The 20990-nt window shown below is 65.4% G+C and carries 16 protein-coding genes and 2 tRNA genes; 10 read left to right on the forward strand and 8 right to left on the reverse strand.

Going from position 1 to position 20990, the window contains the following annotated elements; translation table 11 throughout:
- Positions 1 to 168: 168 nt before the first annotated feature.
- Entirely contained in the window at positions 169 to 1890 is a 1722-nt protein-coding gene (gene ilvD, locus QFZ23_RS15580; RefSeq protein WP_306924254.1) for a dihydroxy-acid dehydratase, read from the reverse strand.
- Positions 1891 to 2115: 225 nt separating this feature from the next.
- Between ilvD and QFZ23_RS15585 the strand changes: the two genes are divergently transcribed.
- The 3 genes from QFZ23_RS15585 (at position 2116) to QFZ23_RS15595 (ending at position 4570) form a co-directional block, all read left to right on the forward strand.
- Complete coding sequence (locus QFZ23_RS15585) at positions 2116 to 3117, forward strand: sunset domain-containing protein (RefSeq protein ID WP_306924256.1); 1002 nt, start codon at positions 2116 to 2118, stop codon at positions 3115 to 3117.
- Positions 3118 to 3156: 39 nt separating this feature from the next.
- Positions 3157 to 4377, forward strand: a complete 1221-nt coding sequence (locus tag QFZ23_RS15590; protein ID WP_306924258.1) for a PQQ-dependent sugar dehydrogenase — start codon at positions 3157 to 3159, stop codon at positions 4375 to 4377.
- A gap of 117 nt (positions 4378 to 4494) precedes the next feature.
- Positions 4495 to 4570: transfer RNA gene (locus QFZ23_RS15595), tRNA-Lys, on the forward strand.
- A 94-nt stretch (positions 4571 to 4664) separates the two neighbouring features.
- Here QFZ23_RS15595 and QFZ23_RS15600 read toward each other — a convergent pair.
- From QFZ23_RS15600 to QFZ23_RS15625, 6 genes are all read right to left on the reverse strand, one after another.
- A complete protein-coding gene (locus QFZ23_RS15600) occupies positions 4665 to 5699 on the reverse strand; it encodes a Gfo/Idh/MocA family protein (RefSeq protein WP_306924261.1) in 1035 nt (344 codons plus the stop codon).
- A 22-nt stretch (positions 5700 to 5721) separates the two neighbouring features.
- Positions 5722 to 6648 (reverse strand): ATP-binding cassette domain-containing protein, encoded by a 927-nt coding sequence (locus QFZ23_RS15605; RefSeq protein ID WP_306924264.1) that lies wholly within the window; start codon positions 6646 to 6648, stop codon positions 5722 to 5724.
- A 16-nt stretch (positions 6649 to 6664) separates the two neighbouring features.
- Positions 6665 to 7714, reverse strand: a complete 1050-nt coding sequence (locus tag QFZ23_RS15610; protein WP_306924266.1) for an ABC transporter permease — start codon at positions 7712 to 7714, stop codon at positions 6665 to 6667.
- 54 nt (positions 7715 to 7768) lie between these two features.
- Positions 7769 to 8764: a substrate-binding domain-containing protein gene (locus tag QFZ23_RS15615; protein WP_306924268.1), complete on the reverse strand. Its 996-nt coding sequence runs from the start codon at positions 8762 to 8764 to the stop codon at positions 7769 to 7771.
- A gap of 139 nt (positions 8765 to 8903) precedes the next feature.
- A complete protein-coding gene (locus QFZ23_RS15620) occupies positions 8904 to 9698 on the reverse strand; it encodes a TIM barrel protein (RefSeq protein WP_306924270.1) in 795 nt (264 codons plus the stop codon).
- Positions 9695 to 10846 (reverse strand): Gfo/Idh/MocA family oxidoreductase, encoded by a 1152-nt coding sequence (locus tag QFZ23_RS15625; RefSeq protein ID WP_306924272.1) that lies wholly within the window; start codon positions 10844 to 10846, stop codon positions 9695 to 9697. Before QFZ23_RS15625 ends, QFZ23_RS15620 begins: the two co-directional genes overlap by 4 nt.
- Positions 10847 to 10955: 109 nt before the next feature.
- On the opposite strand from QFZ23_RS15625, the gene QFZ23_RS15630 reads away from it, so the two are divergent.
- Positions 10956 to 11954, forward strand: a complete 999-nt coding sequence (locus tag QFZ23_RS15630) for a LacI family DNA-binding transcriptional regulator (protein WP_306924273.1) — start codon at positions 10956 to 10958, stop codon at positions 11952 to 11954.
- A 28-nt stretch (positions 11955 to 11982) separates the two neighbouring features.
- On the opposite strand, the gene QFZ23_RS15635 is transcribed toward QFZ23_RS15630, so the two are convergent.
- A complete protein-coding gene (locus QFZ23_RS15635; protein WP_306926884.1) occupies positions 11983 to 12459 on the reverse strand; it encodes a MarR family winged helix-turn-helix transcriptional regulator in 477 nt (158 codons plus the stop codon).
- A gap of 95 nt (positions 12460 to 12554) precedes the next feature.
- Between QFZ23_RS15635 and bcp the strand changes: the two genes are divergently transcribed.
- The 6 genes from bcp (at position 12555) to QFZ23_RS15665 (ending at position 20967) form a co-directional block, all read left to right on the forward strand.
- On the forward strand, positions 12555 to 13034 hold the full coding sequence (gene bcp / locus QFZ23_RS15640; protein ID WP_306924275.1) for a thioredoxin-dependent thiol peroxidase: 480 nt from the start codon (positions 12555 to 12557) through the stop codon (positions 13032 to 13034).
- A 128-nt stretch (positions 13035 to 13162) separates the two neighbouring features.
- Positions 13163 to 13244, forward strand: a tRNA-Leu gene (locus tag QFZ23_RS15645).
- A gap of 253 nt (positions 13245 to 13497) precedes the next feature.
- The gene (locus QFZ23_RS15650; RefSeq protein ID WP_306924276.1) at positions 13498 to 14169 is read left to right on the forward strand and encodes a fasciclin domain-containing protein; all 672 of its coding nucleotides are present in this window, start codon (positions 13498 to 13500) and stop codon (positions 14167 to 14169) included.
- 240 nt (positions 14170 to 14409) lie between these two features.
- A complete protein-coding gene (locus QFZ23_RS15655) occupies positions 14410 to 16086 on the forward strand; it encodes an ABC transporter substrate-binding protein (RefSeq protein ID WP_306924277.1) in 1677 nt (558 codons plus the stop codon).
- Positions 16087 to 16163: 77 nt separating this feature from the next.
- Positions 16164 to 17669 carry a malate:quinone oxidoreductase gene (locus tag QFZ23_RS15660; RefSeq protein ID WP_306924279.1) on the forward strand — a complete coding sequence of 502 codons (1506 nt, stop codon included), beginning with the start codon at positions 16164 to 16166 and terminating at the stop codon, positions 17667 to 17669.
- Between the two features lie 79 nt (positions 17670 to 17748).
- A complete protein-coding gene (locus QFZ23_RS15665) occupies positions 17749 to 20967 on the forward strand; it encodes an efflux RND transporter permease subunit (RefSeq protein ID WP_306924281.1) in 3219 nt (1072 codons plus the stop codon).
- Positions 20968 to 20990 lie beyond the last annotated feature (23 nt).

The following is a 20990-nucleotide window of genomic DNA, read 5'->3' on the forward strand; positions in this document are numbered from 1 at the left end:
GTCAACGGAGCGAACCGCGATCTCACCATGTGGACATCATTGTCCACGAACTGATCCCTTCAACGGTAGGACCTTACCGAAGCCTGCCCACACAGGGCGGCAGGCTTAATAGGAGGATTCCGAGGGCCTCTGGTGCGCGGCGCCCGCGCCGCGCACCAAGGGAAGGAATCAACCGCAATAAGCGCCAGTGGAGGCGCTGTGCACCAGCTTGGCGTACTTGGCCAGGACTCCCTTGGTGAACTTGGCCGGCAGTGGCGCCCAGCCCTCCTTGCGGGCTTCGAGTTCTGCGTCGTCAACGAGCAGGTCGAAGGTGCGTGCTGCGATGTCCACGCGGATCCGGTCGCCGTCCTTCACGAAGGCGATGGGGCCGCCGTCGACGGCTTCGGGGGCGACGTGGCCGATGCACAGGCCGGTGGTGCCGCCGGAGAAGCGGCCATCGGTGAGCAGCAGGACATCCTTGCCCAGGCCCGCACCCTTGATGGCACCGGTGATGGCGAGCATCTCGCGCATGCCCGGACCGCCCTTGGGGCCTTCGTAGCGGATGACTACGACGTCGCCCTTCTGGATCTCGCCGTTGTCCAGCGCGTCCAGGGCGCCCTGTTCACGCTCGAACACCCGGGCGCTGCCTTCGAAGACGTCGGCGTCGAAGCCGGCGCTCTTCACCACGGCACCCTCGGGGGCGAGCGAGCCGTGCAGGATGGTGATGCCGCCGGTCTTGTGGATCGGGTTGTCCAGCGCGCGGAGGATCTTGCCGTCGAGGTCCGGCGGGTTGATGGATGCGAGGTTTTCCGCGACCGTCTTGCCCGTAACGGTGAGGCAGTCGCCGTGCAGCAGGCCGGCGTCGAGCAGGGCCTTCATGATGACCGGCACGCCGCCGATCTTGTCGACGTCGGTCATGACGTAGCGGCCGAACGGCTTCAGGTCGCCCAGGTGCGGGATCCTGTCGCCGATGCGGTTGAAGTCGTCGAGGGTCAGTTCGACCTCTGCCTCGCGGGCGATCGCGAGCAGGTGCAGGACGGCGTTGGTGGAGCCGCCGAATGCCATGGTCACGGCGATGGCGTTCTCGAACGCCTTTTTGGTCATGATGTCGCGGGCAGTGATGCCGAGGCGCAGCAGGTTCACAACTGCTTCGCCGGACTTGCGGGCGAACTCATCACGACGGCGGTCTGCCGAGGGCGGAGCTGCGGAGCCGGGGAGGGACATGCCCAGGGCCTCACCGATGCAGGCCATGGTGTTGGCGGTGTACATGCCGCCACAGGCGCCTTCGCCGGGACAGATGGCCTTCTCGATGCGGGTGAGGTCTTCCATGCTCATCTTGCCGGCAGCGCACGCGCCGACGGCTTCGAAGGCGTCGATCAGGGTGACTTCCTTTTCGGAGCCGTCCTCAAGCTTGACCCAGCCCGGCATGATGGAGCCGGCGTACAGGAACACGCTGGCGAGGTCCAGGCGCGCGGCGGCCATGAGCATGCCCGGGAGCGACTTGTCGCAGCCGGCCAGCAGCACGGAGCCGTCGATGCGCTCTGCCTGCATGACGGTTTCCACGGAGTCGGCGATGACTTCGCGGGAGACCAAGGAGAAGTGCATGCCCTCGTGGCCCATTGAGATGCCGTCGGAAACGGAGATGGTGCCGAACTGCATCGGGAACCCGCCGCCGGCGTGGACGCCTTCCTTGGCACCCTGGGCCAGCCGGTTCAGGGACAGGTTGCAGGGAGTGATTTCATTCCAGGAGCTCGCGACGCCGATCTGGGGCTTGGCGAAGTCGTCGTCGCCCATGCCCACGGCCCGGAACATTCCACGTGCCGGAGCTGCGTGAATGCCGTCGGTGACAATCCGGCTCCGGGGCTTGATGTCAGGCTTGTTATCGGTTGCGATCTGGGTGTCCTCACTCATGGGTCAAAGTCTATGACTCCTGAAAGGCCGCCAACGACCGGAAGTGGCCGGTTTGGCCCATTTTCCAGAAAATTTCGATCAAATAGTGGACCCGCGTCTCACATTCCGGGACAGAGGGCCTGCGTGCCCTCTGCCCCGGTGGCGTTGACAAACCTAGACAGCCCTATTGACAGCGACGTACCGTCAAGCAACGGCAACCTCGTGCGACGGATGAAAGGCTTTGCTATGGAGTGGATTATCTGGGTCATTGTCATTGTTTTGATCATCGCCATCGTCTGGTGGCTGCTGAACCGGAACTCGCGGGGAACGGCAACCGGCGCGGCCCGGACCGAACAGGTGACGTCCCCTGCCGGAACCGTTCCCGCAGCATCAACCGGAACGGAAGAGACGCCGTCGGCCGCTTCTGCCGCCACAGCGGCGGTGGGGCCTCCGTCAGACACCACCCGGACCGTACCGGAAACAGGCCGCCTGGCCGAACCGGACGCCGGGCCGGCAGCCGCCGAAGCCGCGCCGCTGTCGGGCCAGCCCGCCCCCGCGGCCACGCGCCCGGACCCCGAGGACGTGGAACCCGACATCGAATCCTGGGAGGCCGCCACCGCCCGCCCCTCCTCGGCGCGGTCCGCCGGAGGGGATGTTGACGACTGGGACGACGACGGTGACAAGGCCGAATGGGATGCCCAGTGGTCGGATGCAGGCAGTGCCGAGGCGGGCAGTTCCACCGAGCAGGCTGCGGCGCAGCCTGCCACCCCGACGCACCACGCCGAGTACACGGACCCGCACGCCCCCACCCTGCCGGGCGCGGAATCGGCCGCGGCCGAATCCCTGGACGCTGAGGCTGAAACCCAGCAGCGGATCCAGTCCTCCGCTGCCACGGAAGCCGGAGCCAGCCACGAAGCCCAGCCTCATCACCGCGAACCCCAGCCTCATCACCTGGAACAGGGCTTCGGTGCGGAACGGGGTTTCGGCGAACAGCCCATCCCCCACAAGCAGGCCTCCGGCGAAGACTCAGAAACCGCGGCGGACCGGCCGTACGGCGAGGGTTCGGCCTCGCCGGCCGCAGACGGCAGCGCCCCGGATGGATACGCCGTCAAGGGCGACGTGAGCGCCATGACCTATTACGACGAAGACAGCGCGGGCTACCAGGACGCCAGGGCGGAAGTCTGGTTCCTTTCCCCGGCGCACGCCGAGGCTGCTGGGTTCCGGGCGCCGCGCCGGTCCCGGCACTAACGCCCGCGCGGCGGCGGCAGACTGCGGACGGAGGACGCCATGACACGCAACCACCCCCGAAAGCCCGCAACGGCTGCCGCCGCCATGCCCCTGGCAGTGACCGCCTTGGCACTGTCTTTAACGATGTCGCTATCCGGCTGCACGGACGACGGCGGCCAGCCCGCCCCGGGCAGCACCGGCTCCACGGCCAACGGGGCAACTGCGACATCCACCCCGGGCACCGGCACACCGGGGACTAGCACCTCGGGAACAAGTGCGCCGGCTGCTTCCGGCACGGCAGCCCCATCGCCACGGGCGCCGGAAGTGCGGGGCAGGATCGAGGGACTGCAGATTCCCTGGTCGACGGTGTTCCTGCCGGACGGCACTGCAGTTATTTCCGAACGCGATTCCGCCCTGCTCAAATCCGTGACGGACGGCAAGGTCAGAACCATCGGGGCCGTTCGCGGCGTCGTTCCTGGCGGTGAGGGCGGGCTGCTGGGCCTGGCGTTGTCGCCCGGCTTTGCCTCGGACCACTATCTCTACGCCTACTTCACTTCGGCCGATGACAACCGGATTGCCCGCATGCGCCTGGAAGGCACCGGGGCAGCCAGCGGCGGGGGCCTTCGGCTGGGTGAGCCGGAGGTGATCTTCTCCGGCATGTCCAAGGCCTCCACCCACAACGGCGGCAGGATCCGCTTTGGCCCGGACGGGTTCCTCTACGTCGGCACGGGCGACTCGCAGCGCAGGGCACAGCCGCAGGACCGGAACGCCCTGGGTGGCAAGATACTGCGGCTCACCAGGGACGGCGCCCCCGCGCCCGGCAATCCCTTCCCTAACAATCCCGTCTACAGCCTTGGCCACCGGAATGTCCAGGGCCTGGCGTGGGACAGCGAGGGCCGGCTCTGGGCCAGCGAATTCGGACCCGACGTCAATGACGAACTCAACCTGATCCAGCCCGGCGGAAATTACGGGTGGCCCGAAGTCACCGGGGCACCCCACCGGGACGGCTTCATCGACGCCAAGGTTGTCTGGCCGTCGACAGCAGACTCCTCCCCCAGTGGACTCGAAATTGTCGGCAGCACGGCCTACCTCGGTGCGCTGAGGGGCCAGCGCATCTGGGCAGTCCCGCTCAACGGCGAAAATGCCGGCACTCCTGTGGGCTATTTCACACGGGAGTTCGGGCGGATCAGGAACGTTTCGATGGCCCCGAACGGGGATTTGTGGGCCATAAGCAACAATCAAAACCCTGATTTTGCGCTGATTTTGAGGCTTCCACGCTAGCGGCAGGACCCTCCACGCCGCTCGATTTCACACTGGCCAAAACTTCGTGTAGAGTTTCATGTCGTTGCGGAGGTCAACGAGGGAAACAAAAGCCCACGGATGAACGAAACAACAGATGCACCTCTAGCTCAATTGGCAGAGCAATTGACTCTTAATCAATGGGTTCCGGGTTCAAGTCCCGGGGGGTGCACCACCGAAGCCCCGCCTTCAGGCCGCAAGCCTGAAGGCGGGGCTTTGTCGTCCCAACTCCGCCTCGGCAGCGGCAGACAGCGAAGTTTCTTCCTGCGTCAGCCCGCCGCCTGGAGCGCGACCCGCACTGGCTCCCCGGAGTGCAGCGATGCCTGGGCGGCGTCGGCCACCATCGAAGCAGCGACGGCGTCCTCCGGTGTGCACGGGTTCTGCCGCTGCCCCAGCACCAGCTCCACAAAGGCCGCCATCTCGGCACGGTACGCCGTGTGGAACCGCTCGGCGAACGTCCTGTGCGGCGGCCCGGCCGGGAAACCCACCTCCGGCTCTGCGGAGGACATCGCCATCTGGGCATCCATCCCCACCATGACGGACCCTGCCGATCCCTGGAGTTCCAGCCGGACGTCATGTCCTGCCCCGTTGTAGCGGGTGGCCGAGACCGTTCCGACGCTGCCGTCGTCGAACGTCACCACGGCCAGCGCCGTATCGACGTCGCCGGCGGCACCGATTGCCGGATCACCGTTGTTGGAACCCTTGGCGAAAACCTCCACGATTTCCTTGCCGGTGAGCCACCGGAGGATGTCGAAGTCGTGGACGGAGCAGTCACGGAAGAGCCCGCCAGATGTCGCAAGGAACTCCACCGGCGGCGGTGTCATGTCGCAGGTGACCGCCCTGACGGTGTGGAGCCATCCCAGCTCCCCGGCGTCGAAGGCGCGCTTGGCTTCCAGGTAGCCCGGATCAAACCGGCGCTGGTGGCCGATCTGCACTGTGCCGCCCGTGGCCCGGATATGGTCGAGGACAGGCAGTGATTCCTCGACGTTCACGGCGACCGGCTTTTCGCAGAAGACCGGGATTCCGGCGTCCACACCGGCCTTGATCAGGTCCGGATGGGTGGCGGTTCCGGTGGCGATGACCAGCCCGTCGATGCCGGAGTCAAGCAGGGCTTCAACGGAGGGAAAGAACCCGGCGCCGATTCCGCCGGCCAGAGAGCGGGCATGTTCTGCGGCAACGTCGGTCAGCTTGAGGTGCACCGGGGCGCCCTGCGGCCCCATCAGCTCATTGAGGCCGGTGATGTTCCGGGCGTGCATGGCGCCGATTCGGCCCACTCCTACGAGTCCGAGAGTTACTTCTGTCATGCTGGTCCTTGTCACGGCTCCCCTACTTCGACGCCCGGCGGGCGTCGGCCGTGGAGTCAGCAACGTCGGCGACTTCGGCCTGCACTTCCTTGACCACGTCGCCGTGCCCGCCGAGCTGTTCGAGTTCGTGGGCGAGTTCCGCGAGTTCGGCGCCGCCGGCCATTTGGGCGGTGAGTTCGTCGAGGGTGATGTCCTTCTTGTCGTAATAGCCGATCGATCTGCCGCGTTTGAGCAGCAGGAAGCGGTCCCCGACCGGGAAGGCATGGTGGGGGTTGTGGGTGATGAAGATGACGCCCAGTCCCCGATCGCGAGCCTGCAGGATGTAGCGCAATACGACGCCCGACTGCTTGACGCCGAGCGCTGCCGTTGGCTCGTCCAGGATCAGGACCTTCGCCCCGAAGTAGACGGCGCGGGCGATCGCGACGCACTGGCGTTCACCGCCGGAGAGCTGCCCGATGGGCTGTTCGACGTCGCGCAGGTCGATGCCCATATCGGCAAGTTCTTTTTTGGTGATGTCCTTCATGGCCTGGACGTCCATGCGCTTGAACAGGCCGAAGCCGGTGGTCAGCTCGGAGCCGAGGAAGAAGTTGCGCCAGATGGGCATCAGGGGGACGACGGCGAGGTCCTGGTAGACGGTGGCGATGCCGGCGTCCAGTGCATCGCGGGGCGAATCGAATTTCCGTTCTTCGCCCATGATGTGGAGCACGCCTTCGTCGTGCTGGTGCAGGCCGGCGATGATTTTGATCAGAGTGGATTTGCCGGCGCCGTTGTCGCCAAGGACGCAAGTGACCCGGCCGTTGTCCACGGCCATGGTGACGTCCGTGAGGGCGACGATGTTCCCGTAATGCTTTCCCACATTCTCAAGCGAAAGCAGGTGCACGGGGGTGTGGGTCAGCGGGTCTTTTTCTTCTTTCAGCAGTGTCTGCTGATCAATCCGGTGTGCATTCATTGGTGTTCGGCCCCTTCTACTTCAGTTCGGCGCGGCGCTTGACGATCAGGTTCACGATGGTGGCCAGGAGCAGCATCAGGCCCAGGAAGAACTTGAACCAGTCCGGGTTCCACTGCGCGTACACGATGCCCTTGTTGGCCATGCCGAAGATGAATGCGCCGATGGCACCGCCAACGGCAGATCCGTATCCGCCGGTGAGCAGGCAGCCACCGATGACGGCAGCGATGATATAGAGGAATTCGTTGCCCACACCCTCGCCGGACTGGACGGCGTCGAACGCGAACAGGTTGTGCATGCCTAGGATCCAGCCGCAGAAACCGACCGCCATGAACAGGCCGATCTTGGTCGCTTTGACAGGGACGCCCACGGCGCGGGCGGCGTTGGCGTCACCGCCGACCGCGAAGATCCAGTTGCCCACCTTGGTGCGCAGCAGCACCCAGGATGCCACGGCAACCAAGGCGATCCAGATGAAGACGGTGTTTTTGACATCCACCCCGGCGATGTTTACCGAGGAGGCAAAGATGGCACGAGCCGCCTGGTAGCCGTCCATGGTGGAGATGGACGGGGAGGACACGCCGCCACCGATCATGCGGGTCAGGCCAAGATTAAGGCCGGTCAGCATCAGGAACGTCGCGAGCGTGACGATGAAGCTGGGCAACTTGGTCTTCATCAGGATCCAGCCGTTGATGTACCCGATGCCGAGCGAGACCACGAGGGCCAGGATCACCCCGACCCAGACGTTCATACTGAAGTACCAGCTGAACATCGACGCTGTGAGGGCGGAACTGATGACTGCAACGCCTGTGGAAAGGTCGAACTCGCCGCCAATCATCAGCAGGGACACACCCACGGCCATGATGCCGATGGTGGAACTGCCGTAAAGCACTGTGGCGAAGGCATTCGGCTGGATGAACGTCTGCGATACCGAGGCGAAGAAGACGAAGAGGACGATCGCGCCGACGAGGGCGCCAACTTCCGGGCGTCCGAGCAGCTTCTGCAGGGGGTTGCGTTTTGCAACGCGCTCATCTGCCACAGCTGGTTTTGTCATTGTTGGGGTCATGGTCATGATGATTCTCCTTGCTTCCGCGCCCGGCGTTGGCCGGGCCCGGCTGGCGGGCTGTTAGCGGATGCCGTCCTTGGCGAACTTGAGGACGTCATTGGCTGCTGCCTTGTCGACGATGGACGGGCCGGTCAGCACGGGCTGCCCGCCGCCGATCTTGAATCCACCGCGCTTGGCCTGCCACAGTGCATCAATTGAGCCGTAGCCCTGCAGCCACGGCTGCTGGTCAACTGTAAAAATGACATCTCCGTCGGCAATTTTCTGGGCGAGCTCAGGGTTCATGTCGAACGAGGCCACCTTGGCCTTGCTGCCGGCGCCGGTCACGGCCTTCAGGATGGTCAATGTGTAGGGCGCACCCAAGCCAACGATGGCATCGGCATCAGCAGTAGCCTGCAGTTTGGCGGTAACCGTGGAGGAAACCTGGGCCATGTCAGTACCGGGAACGTACAGGATCTCCGTTCCCGGCACCTTTTCCTTGACCCCTGCGCAGCGGGCCTCCAGACCCACATGCCCCTGCTCTTGGATGACACAGATGGGGTGTTTGAGGCCCAGTTCGCTGAGCTTCGTTCCGACGGCGACGCCAGCGAGCTTTTCGTTTGACCCGAAGTGGGTGAAGGCGCCCAATTGTGCAGAGACCGATTCGCCGGCATTAAGGCTGACTACAGGAATACCCGCGTCCGTGGCCTTCTTGAGGGAGTCCTTCAACGCGTCCGGCTTAGCCAGTGTCACGGCAATGCCGTCCACCTTCTGATCAATCGCCTGCTGGACAAGCTGTGCCTGGCGTCCGCCTTCGGGGTCCGAGGTGTAGAGCAGCTCCACATTGTCCTTGGCTGCGGCTTCCTCAGCGCCCTTGCGGACAATGTCCCAGAAGGTGTCCCCGGGAGCGGCATGCGTGATGAGGGCGACCTTGATGCGCGGCGTCGACGCGGCCTGGCCGCCGGCCGCGGCATTTCCGTTTTCCGCCGGCCTTCCGCCGGTGGATGAGCAGGCGCTGAGGGCCATCATCGGCACGACAGCGGCAACCAGCGCCGCCTTCCGCCATGAAAATTTCTTCACCGAAAATCTCCTTTGATCCGGGCTTCGGCCGTGCCAGGTCGCACCAGCCGAAATGTTGATATCTCCGATCATCGTGACTCGGATCACAATTGTCAATGTTTGTCCTAACATTAGGACGATAATAGTTTTGGCCGTGTGACTAACCCGCCACGAAAGCGTGCCGGAAGGCAGAGAGGGCCTGGTCCCCCGATGCCAGCCCGGGCCCACCCGAGGCACCCGCTTCCAGCCCGATGACGCCCCCGTAGCCTGCCTCGGCGAGCGCCCCGGCAATGGCGCCGTAGTTGATCTCCCCCGTTCCGGGCTCGAACCGGCCCGGAACGTCGGCCACCTGGATTTCCCCGATCCACGGCAGAGCTCCGCGGACAAGTTCAATCAGGTTTCCCTCGCCGATCTGGGCATGGTAAAGATCCAGCATCATCCTCACGTGCGGGTGGTCAGCTGCGGACACCAGCGCCAGGGTGTCCTTGGCCCGGGCCAGCGGTATGCCCGGGTGGTCCAGGACCGTGTTGAGGTTTTCAAGCGCAAAGACCACGCCATGCCGTTCACCGAGCCGGCCCAGCCGCTCCAGGGTGCGCAGCCCGGTCAGCCACATCTGTCCGGTGGAGCGGTGGAGCGGCCGCACGGCGACCCCGCCATCGCCAAGTTCCGCCGGATGAACAACCATCCGCTCGACACCCAGCTCAAGCGCGGTCGGAATGAGTTTCTCCGCCGATTCAACAACCCGGTCCGCACTGTCCGGGTCGATGAGGCTGCCGCCGAAGTATCCGCTCATGGAAGAAAATCGGGCACCCGTTGCGGCCAGTGCTGGAATGTCCCGGTTCCGCGTGTCCCAGAGTTCCACCTCGAACCCCTGCTCATGAATGCGCTGCACCCGCTCGATGAGGGACAACTCGCCGTAGATCATCTCGGCGCACGCTGCCAGCCGGAACCTCATGCGCCCGGCCCCGCAGGCTGCGCTCCCGTGAGCTGCCGCCCCGCCAGCCGCAGCCCTGGCTCCGCCGCTTGCAGATGTGCCACAGCCGAAACGTCCACCGGGAGGCCAGATTCGTGCGACCGGATCGCCGCCAGCGCCACCGCCAGCGCGTTGCGGGCATCAATGCCGCCCGGAACCGCCATTCCGCCCGGCGCGCGTCCGGCCCGGCGGGCCGCAACGCCGTCGACGAACCGGGCGAGTTCCGCGGTATACGCGTCATGGAAGAGATCAATGTTCAGCCGCACGGTGTCTGAGGCAATGCCTGCGGCCGTGTAGCTCACGGCGCTTGATGCCTGCGGCCCGCCCGCAGAGACCATTCCGGCCGATCCGAAGACTTCACCCCGCACGTCGTAGCCATACAGAGCATTGAAGTTGGCTTCGGCCACCGCGATGGCGCCATTGCTGTACGTTACCGTGACCACCGCAGTATCCAGCAGGCCCCCGGCTTTCGCTTCGGGGGCGACCAGCGCGTCAGCCACCGCATGCACCTTCACCGGAACCGCGCCCGGGTTCAGCCAGTTCAGGGTGTCGAAATCATGGATCAGCGTTTCCAGAAAGATCGTTCCGGGCGCGATCCGCTCCGGGGAGGCGATTCCGGCCGCAGTACCCGGGTCCCGGGTGAGGGACCGGAGGAGCTGTGGGGTGCCTACTGCGCCCTCGTCGATAAGTTTCCTAGCGGCGGCGAAGTCCGCAGCGAAGCGCCGGTTGAAGCCAAACTGGACATTGACCCCGGCGTCGTCTGCAGCGGCCAGGGCCTCGTCCAGTTCTTCGACAGTGCGGCCGCCCGGCTTTTCGCAGAACACGTCCTTCCCTGCCCGGGCCGCAGCCGCGATAAGGCCTGAATGGAATCTTGCAGGCGATGCCACGAGGACCCCATCAATGTCGGGGTCATTAATCACGTCCGCCGGATCTGCGGTGATTCTGGCAACGCCGAGCTTGCCCGCCAAGGCCCCGGCGGCGGGAAGCGTGGGGTCAGCGATGGCATCCAGCCGCGCATGGGGAATCCGGCGGGCCACGGACTCGGCATGGAAGGCGCCGATCCAGCCGGCTCCAATCAGGCCGAGACGAACGGGGTGGTTGTCACTGGCCGGTTGCTGGACGTAGGTCATGATTCAGTCCTCTTCTCAGGGTTCTAGATCGTTCTAGTGGACTGATGGTGGCACAACTTTTGGTTTTATGTCTAGATCGTTCTATAGACTTCTGGCAGCAAGGAGGCACATGACTGAACAGCAACGGCGCCCCACCCTGATCGACGTAGCCGACGCGGCCGGCGTATCACGGGCCCTGGTTTCCATCGTGATGCGCGGCGCGCCCGGTGCGGCCGAAGCCACGAGGCAGAAGGTGCTCGACGCCGCGCGCGAACTCGGCTACCGGCCAGACAGCCGTGCGCGGCTGCTGCGCAGCACCCGGACCAAACTCCTGGGCCTCAGCTTCTCCACGGCCCACGCGTTCCACGCCGAAATTGTGGACGCCGCCTACGCCGAGGCCTGTGCCAAGGGCTACGAACTCGCACTGGGCGGCGTCACCAGCGGCAGGCCCGAGGCCCGGACGATCGAGGCTCTGTTGGATTTCGGGTCCGAGGCGCTGATCCTGATCTCGCCCACGCTCAGCAGCGACGAACTGGGGCGGTATGCCGGCCAGGTGCCGGTGGTGAGCCTCCTCCGGAACGACGTCGGCGAACTTACCGACTCCGTGAGCAGTGACGATTACGAGGGAATCCGAATGGCGGTGGAGCACCTCGTGTCCCTGGGGCACCGGCGGATCGTCCATATCGACGGCGGTTCCGCGGTTTCTGCAGAACCGCGCCGGTCTGCCTTCCGGGCGGAGATGGAACGCCGCGGCCTGGAGCCGGCCATTGTTGCCGGCGGCGCGATGGAGGAAGACGGGATGACCGCTGGCAACACCCTCGGCCCGGACATGCCGACAGCCGTCATCGCCTTCAACGACCGGTCAGCCCTCGGGGTCATCGAGAGCCTCCGGGCACAGGGGCTCCAGGTCCCGGCAGATGTGTCAGTGCTGGGCTACGACGACAGCCAGTTCGCGCGGCTCAGCTATGTCCAGCTGTCCTCGATCAGCCAGGACGCGCCGCTGCTTGCCGCCGCGGCCGTCGACCGCGCCGTGGCACGGATAGAAGGAACCCAGCCGGCCGGGCATGTTGTGCGGACCCCGCACTTGGTGGCACGCAGGACCACTGCCGCTCCCCCTGCCGGCGGGTAGCCGCCGATGCTGGGAATCGGCTCCAGTGCTAGGAATTGGCCTCGACGGTCATCCCGGAGTCGGCGCCGGCAACGATGGCGTTAGTCTCCGGCGATGCGAATCGCTTGGCCAGCTCCCGGACCACGGCCTGAAGTTCCTGGCGGAGCAGGTCCGGGTCGATGGACGCCGCGGCGAGGACCGACCGTTCCATGTCCGCTGCAGCCATGACGGCTTCGGTGCCGCGCTCCGTGAGCGATACGACGTGGCTGCGCCGGTCCGAAGTGCTGCGCTGGCGAACGATGTGCCCGTGCGACTCGAGGCGGCTCAGCGTTTTACCCATCGTTTGGGCCTGCACCCGGACAAGCTGGGCCAGCTGCGCCTGCGTCATGGGGCCACTGTTGTAGAGCACCTCGATGGCGATAACGCCGGCGTGGGTCAGGCCAATGGCGCCCAGCTTCTCGTTCCATGAGTGCTCAACGAGGCGGGCCGCCGTAGACAAGAGGCGCCCTGTGGGCCAGCGATCCATATCAGGCATACCACTAAGTATAACTAAGCCTGATTAGTACCCGACACGAAGCCTTACTAAGCTGAAATGTCCTGCACCAAAACAAGGAGACAACGTTGGCTGAAAAACTTACGCCGGGCGACACCGCCCCCGGCTTCACACTGAAGGACGCAACGGGAGCGGACGTCAGCCTCAGCGATTACCGCGGCCGGAACACCATAGTGTATTTCTACCCGGCCGCCGCCACGCCCGGATGCACTAAGCAGGCCTGCGACTTCCGGGACAGCCTGGCATCCCTTCAGGCTGCCGGCTACGAAGTGCTGGGGATCTCGCCTGACCCGGTGGGCAAGCTGGCCAGTTTCGCCGACGCCGAGGGCCTGACCTTCCCCCTCCTGTCGGACGAGGACCATGCAGTTGCCGAGGCATACGCCGCGTGGGGCGAGAAGAAGAACTACGGCCGGACCTACGAGGGCCTCATCCGTTCCACCGTGGTGGTAGACCCGGACGGCAAAGTTGCCGTGGCCCAGTACAACGTCCGGGCCACCGGGCACGTCGCCAAGCTGCGCAAGGACCTCAAGCTCGAAGAGGTTGGATAACCCTGCGCCTGACAAGCTGCCCGCGCCTGCGCAAGGACCGCACAGGTGACGGTACAATTGAGGCTGGCATCCGCCGTCGTACGTTTTTCTGCTGCTGACAGTATGCAGGGCGCACCAGGCGGAGCCGGGCGCGAGTGGTGAAATTGGCAGACACGCAGGATTTAGGTTCCTGTGCCTTCGGGCGTGGGGGTTCAAGTCCCCCCTTGCGCACAACAGCAATAAGGAAATCCCGGGCCACGGCCCGGGATTTCCTCGTTTAACGCGCCGCTGTCAACCGGCCGCCCATGAGGCCCCCGGAAAATCTTTCCCGGTTCACCCATCCGATGCTGCCGACCAGGCGAATACACAGTGAGACACCGCCCACCTGTCCCACAACCCGGGCCGGTGCCCCACAGTCGGAAGGATCCGGAGGACGCCGCACTTCCTCCGGTCCCGTTCCTCGGCGCAACTAAGGAGAATCGAAATGCAGTCATTCAAGCGCTCAACCTTCACCGTCGCAGGCATTGCAGCCGCCGCTCTGCTAAGCCTCACCGCCTGCGGCGGCTCCGCCGGCACGTCCAGCAGTTCGTCGGCCGCCGCCGAGCCGTCTGCCTCCAGCATGGCGCCATCACCGTCAGCGACGTCGACGGCGGCCATGGATCCGGCAGCCAATCTCGCGGGGCCCGGCTGTGCCGACTACGCCAAGCAGGTTCCCAGCGGTAAGGGTTCCGTCGCAGGCATGGCCCTGGACCCCGTCGCCGTCGCCGCCTCGAACAACCCGCTGCTGAAGACGCTGACAGCCGCGGTCTCCGGCAAGCTGAACCCGAAGGTCAACCTCGTCGACACGCTGAACGGCAGCGAGTTCACGGTGTTCGCGCCGGTTGACGATGCCTTTGCCAAGGTCGATGCAGCAACGATCGGGACCCTCAAGAAGGACGACGCCCTGTTGAGCAAGATCCTCACCTACCACGTAGTCCCGGGCCAGATCACGCCGGACAAGATCGTGGGCACGCACAAGACCGTGCAGGGCGGATCGGTAACCGTGACCGGCACCAAGGATGCCCTCAAGGTGGACGGTGCCAACGTGATCTGCGGCGGCGTCCAGACGGCGAACGCCACCGTTTACCTCGTGGATTCGGTGCTGATGCCCAAGTAATCGCTGAACCTCGTCCGGGACTCGTCCCGGGCAGAGGCCGCGGTCCGCACCCGACAGTGCGGTCCGCGGCCTTTTGCTGTGCTTGCCCCCCCTGCGCCGCCCCGGCGCCGGTCCGGCCGCCATTCGGCCCGGCGTGTCCTGGCTCACGCATAAGCCAAGGGCGCGCGATCCGTCAATTAGACTGGGTGGCGGGCAACCAGCCGCCCACGCGCACCCCAGCAGTCCAGAGGTGGTAATCGAGTGCCCAGCAGCAGTATCCCGCGCCGTACAGCCCTCAAGACCGGCGCCGTTCTTCTGGGCCTGTCCCTCACTTCCTGCACCAGCGAAGCTGAGCCCACGCCGTCATCCGCTGCGGCGCGCACCACAACAGCCGCCGCTGCCCCTTCCGAGACCTTCACGTTCGGCACAGCCTCGCAGCCTCTGGGCCTGGACCCCGCCCTGGCCAACGACGTCGAATCGCAGCGGGTCACGCGGCAGGTCCTGGAGGGACTTGTAGGCGTCGACCAGACCACGGGCGAGCCCACGCCGCTGCTGGCAACGGAGTGGACGGAATCGGCGGACGGCATGTCCTACACCTTCACCCTTCGCCCCGGCATCAGGTTTCACGATGGTTCCCCTTTCAACGCCGACGCCGTGTGCACCAATTTCGACCGCTGGTTCAACTTTTCCGAGGCACTCCGGAAGCAGGCTCCGGGCACTACCTTCAAAGGGGTGTTCAAGGAACACTCCGACCACAAGGAACTGTCCGTCTTCAAATCCTGCACGGCCCTGTCGGCGCTGCGGGTGCGGATCAGCCTCACGGAGCGCTTCACCGGTTTCCTCCAGGCCCTGACACTTCCCGCTTTTGCTATGTCCTCCCCCAAGGCACTCGCCGGGGGGAAGGCCGACCGGCTCAGCCTGCGGCGCGGCGGCCAGGCGCTATCCGCATACGCCACCCATCCCGTGGGCACCGGCCCCTTCCGCTTCTCGGCCTGGGACAGTGCGGGCGTTACCCTCGCGGACAACAAGGAGTACTGGGGCACCCGGGGACAGATCGCCACCCTCAAGTTCGTCACCTACGACCATCCGCAGACGCGGCTGCAGGCCCTCCTGGACGGCAGGATCGACGGCTATGACGCCGTGACTGTCGGGAACTTCGACCAGCTGGTCAAACGCGGCATGCAAATCATCCAGCGGGACCCGTTCTCCGTGATGTATCTGGGCATGAACCAGGAAATTCCCGTGCTGAAGGACCTCAAGGTCCGCCAGGCCATCGAACTGGCCATCGACAAAGACACGCTGATCAGGCGCTTCTTCATCGACAACACCGCCCAGGCCTCGCAGTTCGTTCCGCCCAAGCTGAGCGGGTTCAACAACAACGCACCCGCGCTGGGCCATGATCCAGCCAAGGCGAAGGAACTCCTGGCAGAGGCCGGCTACAAGGGCCAGGCCCTGAAGTTCTACTACCCCATGAACGTCACGCGGCCGTACCTGCCCACGCCGGAGAAGGTCTATGCGGAGATCAGCCGCCAGCTCACGGCAGTCGGCTTGAACATCCAGCCCGTCCCCGTGGACTGGACGGACGGCTACCTGCAGAAGGTGCAAAACCCCGGCGACCATGCCCTGCACCTGCTCGGCTGGAACGGCTCCTATTCCGACGCGGACAACTTCCTCGCGCCGCTCTTCGGCGAGAAGAACGGCGAGTTCGGCTACCAGGACCCGCAGGTGTTCGCCAAGATCGACCGTGCCCGCGGACTCCCGGAGGGCCAGGAACGCACGCAGCTGTACCAGACCATCAATGCCCAGATCGCGGAGTCATTGCCCGCCGTCCCCATCGCCTTCCCGATCTCCGCCCTGGCCCTGTCGGACCGGGTGATCAGCTATCCAGCCTCGCCGGTATTAAATGAAGTTTTCACCAAGGTCCAGCTGAGGCCTTGACGCCGGGGCGCAATTTCAGTTAGTGGGCGGTGCAGGGATATTCTGTGACAGCCAGAGCCGCCTATCGGAGACTGATTGTGACCTTCATTTCCAAGACCCAACATGCCGACGTCGTCCTTATTGGCGGCGGCATCATGAGCGCCACGCTAGGTGCGTTCATCAAGCAGCTCGAACCCAACTGGACCATCTCCCTGTTCGAGCGGCTTGACGAAGCCGGCCTGGAGAGCTCGGGACCGTGGAACAACGCCGGTACCGGACACGCGGCGCTGTGTGAGCTTAATTACTCCCCCGCAGCCACAGACGGCTCGGTCAATCCTGCCAAGGCACTGCACATCAACGAGCAGTTCCAGCTGTCCCGCCAGTTCTGGTCCCATCTGGTGGACAACTCCCTGATCGGCTCCCCCAAGGGTTTCATCAACACCGTTCCGCACATGAGCTTCGTCATCGGCGACGACAACTCAAACTTCCTCAAGACCCGGTACAACGCGCTCAAGGAGCACCCCCTGTTCCGGAGCATGGAGTACTCCGAGGACTTCGCGCAGATCGCCAAGTGGGCGCCGCTGATCGTCAAGGGCCGCGACACGAAGCAGCGCGTCGCCGCCACCCGCGCTGCCGAAGGCACCGACGTCGACTTCGGTGCCCTGACCCGTGAGCTCACCGGCTACCTGGCCAACAATGGCGTCGAAATCAACTACGGCCACAACGTCACCGATGTCCGCAGGGCCTCCGACGGCGGCTGGGACCTTTCGCTCAAGCACCCCGCTTCCGGTGAGCGCGGCAGCATCCGGGCCAAGTTCGTCTTCGTCGGCGCGGGCGGCGGAGCGCTGCACCTGCTGCAGGCTTCCGGCATCCCGGAAAGCAAGGGCTTCGGCGGGTTTCCGGTCTCCGGCCAGTTCTTCCGCTGCACGGACCCGTCCCTCGCGTCCCAGCACAACGCCAAGGTCTACGGCCAGGCTTCCGTCGGCGCGCCGCCCATGTCCGTGCCGCACCTGGACACCCGCTACGTCAACGGCAAGCGTTCCCTGCTGTTCGGCCCCTACGCCGGCTTCTCCACGAACTTCCTGAAGAACGGCAGCTACCTGGATCTCCCGCTGTCCATCCGGCCGAGCAACATCATCCCGATGCTCGCCGTGGCCAAGGACAACATGGACCTGACCGCCTACCTGGTCAAAGAAGTGGCCAAGCGCCACGGCGACAAGGTGGAGGCGCTGCGCGAGTACTACCCCGAGGCCAAGGACAGCGACTGGGAACTCATCACCGCCGGCCAGCGTGTGCAGATCATCAAAAAGGATCCGAAGAAGGGCGGCGTGCTGCAGTTCGGAACCGAGGTGATTGCCGCCCGCGATGGTTCCATCGGCGCCCTCCTCGGCGCTTCACCGGGAGCCTCCACGGCCGTGCCCATCATGATCGAGCTCCTGCAGAAGTCCTTCCCCAAGAACTTCAAGGGCTGGCAGTCCAAGCTCAAGGACATGATGCCGGGCTACGGCGTCAAGCTTAACGAACACCCGGAGCTGGCGGCGGAGCTTGAGAAGGCCACCGCCAAGAGCCTCCAGCTGGAAGCATCGCCCGCAGTCCAGCGGTGACCGTCCAGCGCTGACCCGGCGCGGGGTTGCGGCAGGCTCCACTGAAGGCAAACAGTCCGTCGACCCAGGAGATCATGCGATGTTCCGGCTGGCCCATCTATCCCTCGGGAACCGCGCGCTCATCGCGCTGATCACCATCCTCGCCTCGGTGTTCGGCGTGATCACCATGTCCTCGCTGAAGCAGGAGCTCATTCCCTCGATTGAGTTCCCGCGGATCACGGTGATCACGTCGATGCCCGGGGCGTCGCCCGAGGTGGTGGACAAGCAAGTCAGCAGGCCGCTGGAGACGGCGCTGAACGGCGTGGAAGGCCTGGAGTCGACGTCGTCCACCTCCCGCAACGGCGTCTCGCAGATCAGCCTGGTGTTCACCTACGGTTCCAACCTGAACCGGGCCCGGAACCAGATCGATCGGGCGATTTCCAACGCGAAGCGCACGCTGCCCGACGACGTCCAGCCCCAGGCAATCGCCGGCAGCATCAGCGACTTCCCGATCGTCTTCCTCGCTGTCTCCTCCGACAAGCCGCTGAGTGAGCTGAACACAGACCTGCAGCGGCTGTCCGTACCGAGGCTGCAAAAGCTCGACGGCGTCCGCGGCGCCGACGTCACCGGCGGCGCCAGCCGGCACATCCTCATCCTGCCGAGCCCAGCCAAGATGGCCGCCAGCGGAGCGACCATCCAGTCGATCCGGAGCGCCCTGACCAACAACGGCGACCTTGTCCCGGCGGGCACGATTGAGGAAAAGGGCCAGAGCCTGTCCCTGCAGATCGGCAGCCCGATCGACTCTGTTGCCGCGGTGAAGGCCCTGCCGCTCAGCGGGGCCGACGCCGGCACCACCATCGGCTCTGTGGCCGACGTCAGCATCAAGGACGACGCCCGGACATCCATCACCCGGACAAACGGCCTCGAAACGCTGGCCATCTCCGTGACGAAGAAGCCCGAGGGCGACACCGTTGCAATCTCGCACGCGGTGAAGGACCTGCTGCCGCAGCTCGAGTCCGAGCTTGGCCCCGGCGCCAAGTTCACCCCCGTCTTCGACCAGGCACCCTTTATCGAGAAGTCCATCAAGGACCTCACCACGGAAGGCCTCCTGGGACTCGGTTTCGCGGTGACCGTCATTCTCCTCTTCCTCATGTCCGTCCGCTCCACCCTGGTCACCGCCGTCTCAATTCCGCTGTCGCTGCTGATCACCTTCATCGGCCTCTCCGGCACGGGATATTCGCTGAACATCCTCACGCTCGGTGCGCTGACCATCGCCATCGGCCGGGTGGTGGACGACTCGATCGTGGTGATCGAGAACATCAAGCGGCATCTGAGCTACGGCGAAGCCAAGCTCACCGCGATCCTCACATCCATACGTGAGGTGGCCGGTGCCATCACCGCTTCGACGCTGACGACCGTGGCCGTCTTCCTCCCGATCGCGTTTGTCGGCGAGCTCGCGGGCGAACTGTTCCGTCCGTTCGCCCTGACGGTCACCATTGCGCTGCTCTCCTCGCTCCTGGTGTCCCTGACCATCGTTCCCGTGCTCGCGTACTGGTTCCTGAAGAGCCCCGCGGACGGAGGCGCCGGCGAGGCCCCGCGGTCCGCCGGGGAAGTCCAGGCGCAAGCGCACGAGGCCGAGCAGCGAAGCATCCTCCAGCGCGGCTACCTGCCCGTCCTGAACAAGACCCAGAAGCACCCGGTACTCACCCTGATCGCGGCGGTCCTGGTCCTCGGCGGGACCGCCGCAATGACGCCGCTGCTCGCCACCGACCTGCTGGGACGCTCAGGCGAGAACAGCATGACGGTCAAGCAGGAGCTTCCGGCCGGCACGAGCCTTGAAAACACCAGCGCCGCGGCCCGGAAGGTCGAGGACGTGCTCCTTGGCATCGACGGGATCAGGGACGTCCAGGTGACCTCCGGCAATGCGCAGGCGGGCTTCACCGCGCTGACGTCCTCCGGCGCCTCCAATTCCTCGTTCACGGTTGTCACTGACGAAAAAGCGAACCAGGGCAAGCTGCAGGACACCGTCCGCAGCGAACTGGCGGCGGCACATGCTGCCGGCAAGATTTCCGTCGGTTCCCAGCAGGGCGGCTTCGGAGCGTCCTCCACGGTGGACATCACCCTGAAGGCGGCCACCTCCGAAGACCTGAGGAAGTCCAGAGACGCCATGGTCAAGGCCATGACAGGAGTTCCAGGAAGCAGTGAGGTGACCACCAACCTGGCTGCCAGCCAGCCCGTGGTGCAGGTGAAGGTTGACCGGGCCAAGGCCGTTGCCGCCGGCCTGACCGAAGAGCAGGTGGCGGGTGTTCTCGCTTCCACCATCAGCCCCGTCCCCGCGGGCACCGTGCGAATCGACACGGACGATTTCCCCGTCCAGATCGGGGAAGGGAAACGCTTCACCAGCATCGCCGCCGTCCGCGACATCCCGCTCCCCACCGCCTCGGGTGTTGTTCCGCTCGGCCGGATTGCCGCCGTCGAACAGGTCGACGTCCCCGTTTCCATCACCTCCAGCAACGGCCAGCGGACCGCGCAGGTGTCCATCACGCCGTCGGGATCCAATCTGGGCGCCGTCAGCGCGGAGGTGCAGAACCGCCTCAAGGCCGTGGACCTTCCCGCCGGAGTGACCGCGGAAATCGGCGGCGCCACCACCCAGCAGGCAGAATCCTTCCGGCAGCTGGGCCTCGCGCTGCTGGCCGCCATCGCCATCGTCTACGTGATCATGGTGGCGGCGTTCAAGTCCCTGGTGCAGCCGCTGATCCTCCTCGTTTCGGTGCCGTTCGCCGCCACCGGAGCGGTGGCCCTGCTCCTGGTCACGCGGGTGCCGCTGGGGCTGCCGTCGCTGATCGGCATGCTGATGCTCGTGGGCATCGTGGTGACCAACGCCATTGTGCTGATCGACCTGATCAACCAGTACCGTAAACCGCACGGCGGCAAACCGGGGATGCGCGTGGCCGACGCCATCACCCACGGCGCCCGGCAGCGGCTCCGCCCCATCCTGATGACCGCGCTGGCCACGGTCTTCGCGCTGACCCCCATGGCCCTGGGCATGACGGGCGGCGGCGGGTTCATCTCCCAGCCGCTGGCCATCGTGGTGATCGGCGGCCTGGTCTCCTCCACGGCGCTCACGCTGGTGCTCGTCCCCGTGCTGTACCGGCTGGTGGAGGGGCGGAAAGAGAAAAAGGAGCTCATGCGCCAGCTCAAGGAAAGGCCCGGCTTCTCCCCTGCGGACGACGACGTCGATGCTGAGCTCGCCGACTGGACCACCGGCAGGGTGTCCAGGCTCAGCGGACGGCGCGCCGCCCCCGGCTCCCCCGACTGACCTGCCGCTTCCCGACTAGGTAG

This window comes from Arthrobacter globiformis (genome assembly GCF_030818015.1).
In the GTDB taxonomy this organism is placed as follows: Bacteria; Actinomycetota; Actinomycetes; order Actinomycetales; family Micrococcaceae; genus Arthrobacter; species Arthrobacter globiformis_C.

Coding starts and splice junctions, on each gene's coding strand:
- ilvD (WP_306924254.1), bottom strand. CDS start 1,890: ATGAGTGAGGACACCCAGATCGCAACCGATAACAAGCCTGACATCAAG.
- QFZ23_RS15585 (WP_306924256.1), top strand. CDS start 2,116: ATGGAGTGGATTATCTGGGTCATTGTCATTGTTTTGATCATCGCCATC.
- QFZ23_RS15590 (WP_306924258.1), top strand. CDS start 3,157: ATGACACGCAACCACCCCCGAAAGCCCGCAACGGCTGCCGCCGCCATG.
- QFZ23_RS15600 (WP_306924261.1), bottom strand. CDS start 5,699: ATGACAGAAGTAACTCTCGGACTCGTAGGAGTGGGCCGAATCGGCGCC.
- QFZ23_RS15605 (WP_306924264.1), bottom strand. CDS start 6,648: ATGAATGCACACCGGATTGATCAGCAGACACTGCTGAAAGAAGAAAAA.
- QFZ23_RS15610 (WP_306924266.1), bottom strand. CDS start 7,714: ATGACCATGACCCCAACAATGACAAAACCAGCTGTGGCAGATGAGCGC.
- QFZ23_RS15620 (WP_306924270.1), bottom strand. CDS start 9,698: ATGAGGTTCCGGCTGGCAGCGTGCGCCGAGATGATCTACGGCGAGTTG.
- QFZ23_RS15625 (WP_306924272.1), bottom strand. CDS start 10,846: ATGACCTACGTCCAGCAACCGGCCAGTGACAACCACCCCGTTCGTCTC.
- QFZ23_RS15630 (WP_306924273.1), top strand. CDS start 10,956: ATGACTGAACAGCAACGGCGCCCCACCCTGATCGACGTAGCCGACGCG.
- QFZ23_RS15635 (WP_306926884.1), bottom strand. CDS start 12,459: ATGGATCGCTGGCCCACAGGGCGCCTCTTGTCTACGGCGGCCCGCCTC.
- QFZ23_RS15650 (WP_306924276.1), top strand. CDS start 13,498: ATGCAGTCATTCAAGCGCTCAACCTTCACCGTCGCAGGCATTGCAGCC.
- QFZ23_RS15665 (WP_306924281.1), top strand. CDS start 17,749: ATGTTCCGGCTGGCCCATCTATCCCTCGGGAACCGCGCGCTCATCGCG.